The 13060-nt window shown below is 37.7% G+C and carries 11 protein-coding genes; all 11 read right to left on the bottom strand.

Features of this window, described 5'->3' with window-relative positions; all coding sequences use genetic code 11:
• Positions 1-93: 93 nt before the first annotated feature.
• A complete protein-coding gene (locus tag KHA96_RS02970) occupies positions 94-1866 on the bottom strand; it encodes an ATP-binding protein (protein WP_213127799.1) in 1773 nt (590 codons plus the stop codon).
• Positions 1863-2579, bottom strand: coding sequence for a response regulator transcription factor (locus KHA96_RS02965; protein WP_213127798.1), 717 nt, complete (start codon positions 2577-2579; stop codon positions 1863-1865). Before KHA96_RS02965 ends, KHA96_RS02970 begins: the two co-directional genes overlap by 4 nt.
• 98 nt (positions 2580-2677) lie before the next feature.
• Positions 2678-3871 (bottom strand): c-type cytochrome biogenesis protein CcsB, encoded by a 1194-nt coding sequence (gene ccsB, locus KHA96_RS02960; protein WP_213127797.1) that lies wholly within the window; start codon positions 3869-3871, stop codon positions 2678-2680.
• Between the two features lie 74 nt (positions 3872-3945).
• Entirely contained in the window at positions 3946-5571 is a 1626-nt protein-coding gene (resB, locus tag KHA96_RS02955; RefSeq protein ID WP_213127796.1) for a cytochrome c biogenesis protein ResB, read from the bottom strand.
• Positions 5572-5587: 16 nt separating this feature from the next.
• Positions 5588-6121 carry a thiol-disulfide oxidoreductase ResA gene (gene resA / locus KHA96_RS02950; RefSeq protein ID WP_213127795.1) on the bottom strand — a complete coding sequence of 178 codons (534 nt, stop codon included), beginning with the start codon at positions 6119-6121 and terminating at the stop codon, positions 5588-5590.
• A 101-nt stretch (positions 6122-6222) separates the two neighbouring features.
• A complete protein-coding gene (locus KHA96_RS02945) occupies positions 6223-6966 on the bottom strand; it encodes a pseudouridine synthase (RefSeq protein WP_213127794.1) in 744 nt (247 codons plus the stop codon).
• 104 nt (positions 6967-7070) lie between these two features.
• On the bottom strand, positions 7071-8213 hold the full coding sequence (locus tag KHA96_RS02940; protein ID WP_213127793.1) for a mannitol-1-phosphate 5-dehydrogenase: 1143 nt from the start codon (positions 8211-8213) through the stop codon (positions 7071-7073).
• A 13-nt stretch (positions 8214-8226) separates the two neighbouring features.
• Positions 8227-10137 (bottom strand): PTS mannitol transporter subunit IICBA, encoded by a 1911-nt coding sequence (locus tag KHA96_RS02935; protein ID WP_213127792.1) that lies wholly within the window; start codon positions 10135-10137, stop codon positions 8227-8229.
• A gap of 199 nt (positions 10138-10336) precedes the next feature.
• Positions 10337-10870: a spore maturation protein gene (locus KHA96_RS02930; RefSeq protein ID WP_213127791.1), complete on the bottom strand. Its 534-nt coding sequence runs from the start codon at positions 10868-10870 to the stop codon at positions 10337-10339.
• Positions 10871-10872: 2 nt separating this feature from the next.
• Positions 10873-11466 (bottom strand): nucleoside recognition domain-containing protein, encoded by a 594-nt coding sequence (locus KHA96_RS02925; RefSeq protein WP_213127790.1) that lies wholly within the window; start codon positions 11464-11466, stop codon positions 10873-10875.
• Positions 11459-12604, bottom strand: a complete 1146-nt coding sequence (locus KHA96_RS02920; protein ID WP_213127789.1) for a D-alanyl-D-alanine carboxypeptidase family protein — start codon at positions 12602-12604, stop codon at positions 11459-11461. Before KHA96_RS02920 ends, KHA96_RS02925 begins: the two co-directional genes overlap by 8 nt.
• Between the last annotated feature and the right edge of the window lie 456 nt (positions 12605-13060).

Genomic DNA, 13060 nt, shown 5'->3' with positions numbered 1-13060 from the left:
AAAAACGGATTGAACAACCTTGATAAGATTATCCAACCCGTTTTTTCTGTTTCTCGTGAAACAAGATTATATAACAACTTTCTACATATACGTCTAAATTTCCGGAATAAAGAAGGAAAAAGTCGTCCCATTTCCTAATTTACTTTGTACAGTTATATGTCCATTATGTGCATCAATAATATTTTTGGCAATGGCTAATCCTAGACCGGTTCCAGCCCTTCCCCTTGTACGAGCTTTATCTGCTTTGTAAAACCGTTCAAAAACAAATGGAAGATCATCTTCTGGTATACCTGATCCATTATCTTGAACTGAAATTGTAATGCCTTTAGCTGTCCGTGTTTGAGTAATTACAATGGAGCCATTTTCCTGCGTATGTCGAATCGCATTGTCTATTAAATTGGTTAATACTTGTTCAATTCTATCCGGGTCTATATGGAATGACTCTCCATTTGACTCAAGATTACTTTGAAGATCGACTTTGTGCTCTCTCGCTACTCCTCCGAACTTGTTCATAATGCGATGAATAAATTTTTCTATATTAATATCTTCATATTTAAGAGCGATATGCCCCGCTTCCATCCTTGCCAAATCTAATAATTCATTGACTAACCGTCCAATGCGCAAGGATTCATCATAAATAATTTTTGCCAGTTCTTTTTTCTCTTCCTCTGTTTCGGCCATATCGTCAATAATCGCTTCACTATAACCTTGAAGCATGGATATTGGGGTTCTTAGTTCATGCGAAACATTCGCTACAAAATCAATACGCAGTTTATCGAGTCGTCTCTCTTCCGTCATATCACGAATGACCGCAACCGCTCCCCTGACACTTTCCTGATTTTGCGTATAAAGAGGACTCACAATGATGACGTAATACCGTCCCTGTAAAATAAGTTCTCCTGTTTGTTCCGTTTCCGTCTTAATCGCTTGAGAAAGCAGATTTGCTAATTCAGGGGGCACTGTGTTTGATTCATCTTCACTTTCATAATGCCATTGCTGCAAAAAACGTTCTGCCGGTGGGTTCGTTATCAAAATAGATCCCCCCTGGCTAAAAGTCATAACACCATCAGCCATACTACTCAATATACTTTTAAGTTGTTCTTTTTCTTGGCTGAGAACACTCATATTAATTTTAAGACGTTTTCCCATTTGGTTAAATGCAATCGCCAGTTCTCCAATTTCATCATGGCTTAAGAATGGGACCTTCGTATCAAATTTACCTTTTGATACTTCAAAAGCTGCTTCTTTCATTTTTCTTAATGGTGATGTAATTCTTGTAGATAAGAAAAAAGCAAAAAAGGTCGTTAATACTATGGCGATCCCTGCCGCAAGAAGAATAAGTCTCGTTGTTTTTTGCGTTGTTTCTTTCAAGACGGCTAAAGATTGGTAAATAAATATTGCACCTTTTTGTTCATTAATGCTTAATGGTACAGCAGCTACTATTAAATTCTCATACCGGCTTCCTTTCAAATCTAAATCAGAAAGTGCCATTTCTTTCGTTACTTGTTTTCGTTCATTAAAAACTCTAACCAAATCTTTATCCTTTAGAAATGTATCTACAGGAATCATGCCTTTATATGAGCCATAGGGTGAAAATAAAAAATCTTCTTTGTTATAGGCAATCGCTACTCCCAACGGCTCGTCCAATATTTCAAATACAATTTCTTCCCCAAGCCCATCGTTTGCGTGCGCTTCAAGAATTCGTGATATTTTTGTTGCTTGTTCGGTCAATCCTTGCTCAATTTGACTTACATGATATTTTTGAAAAAATTCGAGAAGAAGCATGGTTAAGATGATTAATACAAATGAAACTAGGAGAAGAATTGTCATCCATAGTTTCCCTACAACACTACGCCATAATCTCATTCATTACCTGCCTCAAATTTATAACCTACTCCCCAAACCGTCACAATCATCCCTGCTGCTTTTTCTGATACTCGATTTAATTTTTCACGTAGTCTTTTTACATGTGTATCTACCGTTCTTAAATCTCCAAAAAATTCATATTGCCAAACTTCTTTCAATAAATGCTCACGATCAAATACTTTATCTGGAGCTTTCGCCAAGAAGTGCAGCAATTCATATTCCTTTGGAGTTAAGTTTACTTCATTCCCATCTGCCATAACACGATGGGCGTCATGGTCGATTGATAAATGTGGATATACAATGATGTCTCGTGCTGAAGCACCTGATTGTGAAAATTCCGTTTGAGCTGTTCTTCTTAGCAATGCCTTGACTCTCAAAACAACTTCCCTTGGGCTAAATGGTTTTACAATATAATCATCTGTTCCAGCTTCAAACCCTTGTATCCGATTCGTTTCTTCCCCTTTTGCGGTCAACATAATAACGGGTGTAGCTTTTTGTTCGCGCAACTCGTTACATACTTCTATTCCGTCTTTTCCAGGCATCATTAGATCAAGAAGAATGCAGCTATAGTCATTTTGCAAGGCCATTTCCAACGCATCGTCACCATTAGAAGCTTCATCGATTTCATAGTTTTCCCGTTCTAAATACATTCTAAGCAGTCTTCTAATACGATCCTCATCATCTACTACAAGAACTTTAACCTTTTGTTCCATTTACAATCCCCCTATGAAAAAACAGATTTTATATATATCATATTATAAAAGGGACCCCACTTAAAGAGTAGGGTCCATACATGCTGATTAAACGTTCGTTATGCAGCGTATGAATGTAATCCTGCTAGGATTAAGTTAACTGCGATAAGGTTAAACATGATAATCGCAAAACCAATAACTGCGAGCCATGCGGATTTTTCTCCATGCCAACCTCTTGATAGGCGTAAATGGAGGAATGCTGCATAAAACAAGAAAGTAATAAGTGCCCATACTTCCTTAGGATCCCAACCCCAAAAACGCGTCCAGGCAATTTGAGCCCAAATCATCGCAAATATAAGTCCACCTAAAGCAAAAACTGGAAATCCTATTAATACAGAGCGATATCCTACTTCATCAATTAAATCTAAATTCACTTTTTTCACGAGTGGCTTTAGCAATGTGCTAATACGTTTCCTAGCAACAAGACGAATTATCCAGTAAATAGCCGTGCCTGCTAAAAGAGTCCATATCATAGAGTTTAAACGCTTTGCATCAATGATAGCCGGCATAAAAATCTTCGGTGCTAATTTATTCTCTGTTATTAGCTCTCCTTCATGAGGCCCTACAAGTGCCGGCATGGCATAAGACTGAACTTTTTCATTTCCTGCTTTATCAATCCAATTAAATTCAGCTTTGTATTCTGCGACTGAAAAGGTAGTTGTAACAAGCATAAAACCAACAACTAATACAAGCGAATACATGATCATTTCCAGCCAATAAGATCGTTTTCCTTTTTCTTCAGTATTGATTGATTTAAGCAAATAAATAAGACCAGCTACAAAGCTTAACGATAATATAGCCTGCCCAATAGCAGCTGTCGTAACATGAATATATAGCCAATGACTATTCAGCGATGGAATAAGCGGGCTAATATCGCTGGGAAACATGCTTCCATAAGCGATTAAGAGCATGGAAACAACCAGTGCAAAAATACCTAGCGCATTTAATTTATACATAAAATAAATAATGACAAATGCACCAACTAACATCATTCCAAAAAACGTTGTAAATTCAAACATATTGCTGACAGGTGCGTGCCCTCCCGCAATCCATCGTAAAATAAAATACCCTAATTGGGAAACAAAACCAATGATTGTAATAGTGATGGCAATTTTAGACCATTTATTTGGCCCGGCATTTTTATCACGATTTCTATTTTCTCGGATTCCTCCTCCAAAAAATAGTGTCGCAATTAAGTATAAAATAAAAGCCGTTTCTAATAAATTACCGCTTAATTGTACGAGATTATTCATTTATATTCCTACTTTCCAACAAATTTTTCACAAACATAGTTCCTCGTACAGGACGTGAATATTTTTCGATGAGATTAAGCTTTTTGATCATTTTGGTCATGGGGTTCTGGTACGACTGTATCTTTAACAATAATTCCGATTTCTTTTTTCAGGCCATACCAATTCTTATTTGTATGGGCCGCAATTAAGATATCTCCTTTTATCTTTTGCAGCCAAATACGGCGGTGATTCCAATAAGACCCTTGAATGACTCCGATCATGAAAATGGCCCCGCCAATTCCGAGAATCCACAATGTCAAATCTTTCCTCACGATTAGAGCAGTAGCATTTTGTGTTGAAATATCTTTAAATGCCAATTTATATTCTGTTTCGCCTAATGGTTCTACTGTTTGTCTAATTGCTGTAAAACTTTTTTCTCCCTCAGGATGCTCTGGAGAAATCATATTAAATAAAAATGCCGGGTTGTTCGGAGTCTGTGAATCTGTTTGCGGTTCACCGTCTTCACCAAATCCAGTAAAATCAGGATAATACCCGATCAATTCCACTTTATAACCATTGCCTAAATCATATTCTTCTTGTGGATCAAATAAATCGATTGTCACTTCTCCTTTAATATCTTCATCTGCTTTTTTTAAGAAATTAAAGGTCATCGTTTTAAATTCATTCAGTTTATAATCAATTTGATATACGGCATAGTTGTCAAACTTTAAAGGTTCATTTACTCGGATTTTTGCGTCTTTTCTTTTTATAAGATTTTCAGTATCACCAATTGTACCTTCAGGGCTTCGTTCATAGAGGGTAACATCTGATTCGAAGCTTTTTACGACTGTTCCGACTCGATCAAGAGCAGCGCCATATACTTGTTTTTCCGTTTCCTTATCGTATAATTCCATTGTAAATTTTTTATTTTCCAAAACGTATTGTTTATTTGTTCCCGGAATTGTTTTTATTTCTCCATCGCGCAGCCATAACTCTTCATCCACATACATACCTGGAACAAACCTAAGCATTCCTCCGATAAGGAATATGATAAGCCCAATATGATTTACGTACGGACCCCAACGAGTAAAGCGACCTTTTTCGGCAAGGATATTACCATTTTCTTCGCGGATTTTGTATCTTTTTTCTTTTAAACGTTGTTTGATTATTTCGAAGTCTTGACTTGATTGATTTGTTCCTTCAACACGATTATATAATCTTTGCCTTTTTAAAAAGCCTTCATGTCTTCCAACTCGTTGATTTTTCAAAGCTCTGTATAAAGGAACGAATCTATCAATACTGCAAATTACAAGTGAGACTCCAATAGATGCGATAAGCAATAAATACCACCAAGAACTATATAAATCATGCAACCCTAATATATAATATATTGTTCCAAGTATTCCATATTGATCGGAGTAATATGTAGCTGGATCTACGTTCGGCGGTATGTACATTACTTGTGGTAAAAGTGTACCAAGGGATGAAGCGATTAGTGTGATAACGATGAGCCAAATCCCAACTTTAACAGATGAAAAAAAATTCCAAGTTTTATCGATTATACTTCTATTATATGTTTGCGATCTACGGGCACTTCCTTCGTAGCGCATATCATGCAAGGCTTCTTTTTGCGCCTCTTCTGTAAGTGCGCGTCCGCATGCTTCACATAAAATAGTACCAACCGGATTTATATGGCCACATTCGCATTTTACTTCTTTCATGATTAAGCTCTCCTACTTAAGGCTTGATGCTCTCCATCATAGCTATTATTTTTTCCTCAGGCAGTTCTCCTTCGATTATTTCGGTAATTTTCCCATCTGGATCAATTAAAATCGTTGCTGGTAAATTGTATATATCATAAGCTCCCATAACATCTTTATTGGAATCTTTTAAGATTGGAAAAGTCAATTCATGCTTTTCCACAAACTTTTTAATTGAAAATTCTGGTTGTCCAACGTTTACCGCAAGAATTTCAACACCTTGGCTCTTAAAAGCCTGATATTGGTTATCCATATAAGGCATTTCCCGTTCACAAGGCTTACACCAAGTAGCCCAGAAATTCAAAAAAACCCCTTGTCCTTTATAATCAGAGAGCTTATGCTTATTGCCCTCCATATCAGTAAGAACGAAGTCAGGTGCATGATCGCCGACAGCAATTTTCTCATGCTTATCTTTCGTAAAATTCGCGTACAATGTATATACGACTGCGGCAGCTAGAATGACCAATATACCCGTTCTTAGCATGTGCCTTCTTTTTTTCTTTTCCGTCATTTGAATCTTCTAACCTCCCCAGCCTATTGCCAGACTTACCTTTTATTATATCATTTAGAATAGAGTGTATTAGGGCATGTTTTGAAGGTTATGTGAAATTTTCAATTGATACGATGCCAGCCTTTTCCTGTTTCTGCAAGTGTCCTAAGCTGTTTAACCTCATGTGGAGTCAATTCCCTAAATTCACCGGCGTTTAATCCACGTAAATGCAACGTACCATATTGTTCACGTTTTAGTTTTAAAACGGGATGGCCGATTGCCTCCATCATTCTCCTTACTTGGCGGTTCCTGCCTTCATGAATAATAATCTCTATAATAGAAGTGCTTTTTCGCTTATCCAATGATAGTAATTTTACTTTTGCTGGTGCAGTCTTCCCATCTTCAAGTTGAATTCCACGCTCTAACTTTTTTAGCGATTCTTTTAAAGGTATCCCTTTCACTTTCGCAATATATACTTTTTGAACTCCATAACGAGGGTGAGCAAGCAAATTAGTAAATTCTCCATCATTTGAAAGAATTAAAAGTCCCGAAGTATCGTAATCAAGCCTTCCAATTGGGTAAATCCTTTCTTCCACTTGCGGAAAAAAATCCGTTACTACTTTCCTGCCTTTATCATCCTTTACAGCAGAAATGACTCCTCGGGGTTTATAGAATAAGAAGTATTTCTTTTCTTCTTGAACAAGAGGAACTTCATTTACCTCAATTTTATCTGAAGGTGATACTTTAGTTCCAAGCTCCTTAATGATTTGACCATTTACTTTTACCTTTCCTTGCTGAATCAATTCCTCGGCTTTCCTCCGGGATGCAACTCCTGCGTATGCAATGACTTTTTGTAGTCGTTCCACGATCATTCTCCTCATAATATAAATTAAAGTTATCCGAATCTTCATTCAAGAAGACATTACAAAGGAAAGGAGCAAACCTTATGATTGTTTTGCTCCTTTCACTATTAATTCTTTATAGCTTCATAATGACGGACAATCTCTTCAGTTAATTTACTCGTTTCACTTAGTCCGCTCACTTCTTTTAATACATAGGTAACTCCGTGCTCTTGAATCATCTCTTGTAATTTTACCGCTTCTTCATCCTCTTTGTAATCAAAAAGTAATGCGGTAGCAATTGCTTTTGCAAGCTGTGTATAAGAAAGACCAGCTTTTTCCGCCTCGACTGCAGGTCTAATAAATCGATCACTTGAACCAAGTTTTCGCAGCGGTGAGCGCCCTACCCTCGTTACATCATCATGCAAGTAAGCATTTTTAAAACGGTCAATAATTTTGTTAATATATTGCTCATGCTCTCCTGGATCCAAGTGATATTGTTTAATTAAATAATCTCCAGTTTCTTTTAATGTTGCTTGTACATGTGCAAGAATTCTTTCATCGGCTACAGCCTCATCAATCGTCGCCTTCTTCTCAAGGTATCCTATATAGGCAATCGCAGCATGGCCAGTATTAACCGTAAAAAGTTTTCTCTCAATAAAAGGTGCCAAATTAGGAACAACTTTCATACCTTCAACTGGTGGAATCTCATCTGATGTTTCCACAATCCATTCGAAATAAGGCTCGACAAGTACATCAAGCGACCCTTGATTATGCTGAATTGGCACAATCCGATCTACAGCGGAGTTATAGAAAGAAATTCTGTTAAGGATTTTATCCTTTGTTTCATCATCTACATGCTCCAGTATATATCCTTTTAAAAGGTCCGTCGCCGAGATTTGATTTTCACAAGCGATCACGTATAATTTTTCGTCTGTTTTCTCGATTCGCTTCATAAGGCCTTTTGCAATTAATGGCGCAATTCTAGGTAAGATATTCGGTCCAATTGCAGTCGTTACATATGTTGCTTGTACAATTGTATTAATAACTTCCTCTTCTTGTGTCATGTTATTAAAACCCGATACGTTATGAACTGTTACTGCTTCCTGCTCATCGGTTGCTAACTTCACTTCGTACTGCTTTTCCTCGTTTAGTTTCCGAATGATTTCGTCCGCGATGTCAATAAATGTAACATGATAGCCTGACTGTGAAAAAAGCGCACCAATAAACCCTCGTCCAATGTTGCCCGCACCAAAATGTACTACTTGTTTCATTCGTATCAGTCCTTTATTCACTTTTTATATCAAACATATCCATTATTTCACGAGCGGTTTTAGCTGCTACTAATTTTTCAATATTATCCATATCTGAACAAGTCACGGCAATGCCCGATAATATTTCCAGGTGTGTACCGTCTTTTCCTGCAATACCAAAAATTAACCTTACTTTTTGACCATCAAAATCAACGCCATTCGGAACTTGAATGACCGTAAATCCAGATTTAATGACATCCTTCTTCGCTTCCTCCGTACCGTGCGGGATTGCTACATCATTTCCCATATAGGTCGAAGTCATTTCATCCCGAACAATCATCGCTTCAATATAGCTCTCTTTTACGTATCCAGCATTTACTAAGGCCTGTCCAGCAAATCGTATGGCGTCTTCCTTATTGGCAAACTCTTTATTGAGAAAGACGTTTTCCTCAAGCAGCAAATCATTTTCGGATTCATGTACTTCTTGTTCTTCTGCTGCATCTACTTCCTCTATAACCTCGTCGGAAGCATTATTTTGAGGATTTTTTAGCTCATCAATTAATTTTTCATATTCAGGACTTGATAAGAAATTATCAACTGAAACATGATATGCATTTGGAACTTTACTTTGTGCTCTTGGAGTCAGCTCATCCTGTGTGATAACAATTTGTGCATCGGCAGGAAGATTGCTGATCGCTGTATTTGTTACCGCTATGTTTAGACCCGACTCCTTTACTTTTTTCCGTAAGAGCGAGGCCCCCATCGCGCTTGAACCCATCCCTGCATCACAGGCAAAATAGATTTTCTCCACTTTTTCAGGGACTTTTCCATTATTTGTCGCTAGCACACCTGCAACAGAGCTCTTTTTCCCTTTCATCTCTTGCATTTTTCTTGTAGCTTCCTCAATATCATTTTCTGTTTGTTTACTCGTTTTTAACACGAAAGAAGAGATAAGGAAGGAAACAACCGCAGCAACGATAATGCCCGCATAGTTAGCTATAAATGCACTTGCATGATGAGGAGTTACTGCTGTTATCGCAAGGATACTGCCCGGTGATGAAGGAGCAAATAAACCTCCGTCTAAAAGAACAAGTGTAAATACACCGCTCATCCCACCTAAGATGACCGCAAAAAACAACATTGGCCGCATCAATATATAGGGAAAATAAATTTCATGAATTCCTCCAAGGAATTGGATAATTGCCGCTCCAGGAGCAGATCTTTTCGCATTCCCTTTTCCAAAAATACTATACGCTAGAAGGACGCCAAGTCCTGGTCCTGGGTTTGCTTCAAGAAGCAGTAGGACAGAATGCCCCATTTGCTTTGCTTGCTCTAAGCCGATCGGTGTTAATATCCCGTGGTTAATGGCATTATTTAAAAATAGAATTTTACCAGGTTCAATTAATATGCTCGTTAATGGCAATAGTCCTGCACCAACTAGCCAATTAACACCAACCATCAACCAGTTTGAAAATGAATTAACAGCTGGTCCAATTGCTAAAAATGACAAGATTGAAAGTAAACCACCGAGTATCCCTGCTGAAAAATTATTAACGAGCATTTCAAAGCCAGCTTTTACTTTTCCCTCAATTAATTCATCAAACTTCTTAATCACATAACCACCGAGTGGCCCCATGATCATGGCACCGAGAAACATCGGTATTTCCGAACCTACAATGACCCCCATCGTGGCAATCGCACCAACAACTCCACCTCGTTGGTCGTAAATGATTTTACCTCCAGTAAATCCAATTAATAGGGGAAGCAAGTAAGTAACCATTGGATCCACTAGTTTAGAGAGACTTTCATTTGGTATAAAGCCGGTAGGAATAAACAGCGCGGTAATTAATCCCCACGCAATAAAAGCTGAAATATTTGGCATAACCATTGAACTTAAAAAGTTGCCGAACTTTTGTACAGCTACTTTTATATTAGATTTAGCCATATGCTCGCATCCTCTCATTGCATAATAATCAAGTATAAGTTTTTTTACTCTATATTTTTGATTTTCTGTTTTTGCATCAAGCTCTAGCGTCTTTTGTCTGATCAGGCGGCTTCCATTTTTCTTATTTCTTTATGAATTATTACATTAAGTGTAGTGAAAATCAAAAAAAACACTTTTAAAAAACAAAAAAATGCTCAGCTTAAGAACTGAACATAATCGTAATGATAATAATGGCGGCAGATATGCCTACTAGATCTGCTAAAAGTCCTACTTTTAAGGCATCCCCCATTTTTTTGATTCCGACCGCTCCAAAATATACAGTTAATACATAAAAGGTCGTATCAGTGCTCCCTTGAATCGTTGAGGCAAGCCTTCCAATAAAGGAATCAGGTCCATGTTGTGAGATGATGTCGCTCATTAATCCGAGTGCGGCCGTCCCCGATATCGGCCTAATCAATGCAAGTGGGACAATTTCCGCTGGAACACCTAGTGCATTTAATACAGGTTTTAGCAGCTGTATAAAGAAATCGAGTGCTCCTGAAGTTCTGAAAACAGTTATGGCAACAAGCATCCCGACTAAAAATGGGATAATGGAAACAGCTATTTTGATTCCTTCCTTTCCTCCTTCTACAAAATGTTCGTATGTTGGAACTTTCTTTAACGTGCTGTATATTAGAATCACTCCAATGATGACTGGAATAATCCATAAAGAAATGAGGGAGATGATTTCCAATCTTACTTCACGCCCTTTCTACTTCGGCGCATATAAAAAAGTCGGTCGATTAATATGGCTGCAAAGGTAGCACAAGTAGTTGCCATTAAAGTAGGTCCCACAATTTCAGTAGGTGAAGCGGATTGATAGCTCATTCGAATTGCAATAACTGTCGTTGGAATCAGTGTTAAGCCCGATGTATTTAATGCTAGAAAAGTAATCATAGATCTGCTGGCATAATTTTTTCCTCCATTAAGCTCTTTAAGCTGTTCCATTGCCTTAATGCCCAATGGCGTTGCAGCATTACCTAGGCCAAACATATTGGCGATGATGTTTGATAAAATATATCCTACTGCGGGGTGATCTTCAGGAACTTCTGGGAAAAGTTTTATGATGATTGGTTTGAAAAGATTGGAAAGCTTATTTAATAGCCCAGACTCCTGTGCGATGCGCATAATGCCAAGCCAAAAGACTAGAATACTAATTAACCCAATACATAATGTTACAGCTTCATTAGCAGATTGAAATATCGCTTCATTCACATCTTTCATTTTTCCATTTACACTTGCAAAAATTAAGCCGATTACCGTCATCCCTACCCATATATAATTAATCATTGAAAATCACACCTATCTGGCTAAATAAATGCTTCTTTAATTTCTCCCACCAGCCTTCTTTTTGCTCTTTATCCGTTTGTCTTATATAAATAGGTACTGTTTGTACAGGTTTCTCTTGAAGATGAAAGATTGCCACACCAACCTTACCTTTATTCGTCTTAGCTAATACATTAGGATTTTGAAGCTTGTACTCTAATCGAATATCATTAGTTTCACTTTTTGATAAAGGATAGATGATAGAATCTTTTATAAAAAGTTCTTTATTATTTAATCCTTTCGCATTTATAGAGAGGCTTCCTTTTGGAACGACTGTTTCCAGCGGATATTCGTCAAAACCACGTTCATACATCGTTATGTGGTCATTCCAATCGTCAGACGCTTTAAGTGTTACAGCAATTAGTTCAGTACCATTTTTTTCAGCTGTAGTGACTAGCGTTCTTCCTGCTTTTTTTGTAAAGCCCGTTTTCCCGCCTGTACAATATTTATATTTTTCTGTGAGTAAACGATTTTTATTTATCCAGCTTTGCGGACCATCTTCTCTTTGGAATTTATACACTTTCGTTCCTGATATTTTTTTATATTGCTTATTCTTCATCGCATACCTCGTTAATAACGCCATATCATATGCTGTGGAATAATGATTCCCACCGTCATCCAATCCATGGGGATTTGCAAATTTTGTATTTGTCATTCCCAATTCCTCTGCTTTCTGATTCATTAAAAAGACAAACCCTTCAACGCTTCCACCAACGTATTCAGCGATCGCATTGGCAGCATCATTTCCGGACCTTAGCATCAAACCGTAAACAAGATCTTCGAGCTTCATTTTTTCACCAATTTGGAGATAAATGGATGATCCTTCTGTGTAGACTGCCTCTTTTTTAATCGTGACAACTTTATTCATTTTTCCAGATTCGATAGCAAGAAGAGCGGTCATAATTTTCGTAATGGATGCGATGCTATGTATGTCATGTGCGTTTTTTTCATAAAGCACTCTTCCGGAATCTTTTTCCATTAATATAGCGCCAGAGGCACTGACAGGAATATAAGTAGCTGCAGTCATATTTCTAGGCAAATAAATCATTTGTATGAATAGTAGACTTGTACATATGATAGCTATTACTTTTCGTGCTTTCATTCGTTCGCTCCCCATATATATGCCTTTGTTTTATTTGTACAAGTCTATGCTATTTACTCACCGATATGACAAGAAAAGCGCAAGCGCCAGGTGGCAACCTCACTAAAATCAAAGGTGCAAGCGCTTGTTTATTAACGTACAAATTTCAAGGCCTAAGACTTGCGATAAAGGAAAAACTGAGAGGGAAAAGGGCGCAACACCCTGCAGGCTCAGTGCAGCGGCGTCTGTCGCTTCGACTGCACTAGTGCTTCCCTGGACGTCGCAACCCCTTCCTAACACACATCCTGCGGGCCTCTGACCTCAAGGGCTGGCGCATGCAGCTAGACAGAACGAGCCGATGTTGACTTACGCAAAAGAAAAAGGACAGGAAGTTTGCTTGTCGATAAACGCTGGAGCTAGACGAAAATTTATTTCATAGAAAGTTATCAACAAAGTTTCTAATTAATCATTTTTTTA

It is taken from the genome of Bacillus sp. FJAT-49711 (assembly GCF_018343715.1).
In the GTDB taxonomy this organism is placed as follows: domain Bacteria; phylum Bacillota; class Bacilli; order Bacillales; family Bacillaceae_C; genus Lederbergia.
Note: the sequence above shows the minus strand (reverse complement) of the source record. Positions and strands in the feature narration are given on the sequence as shown.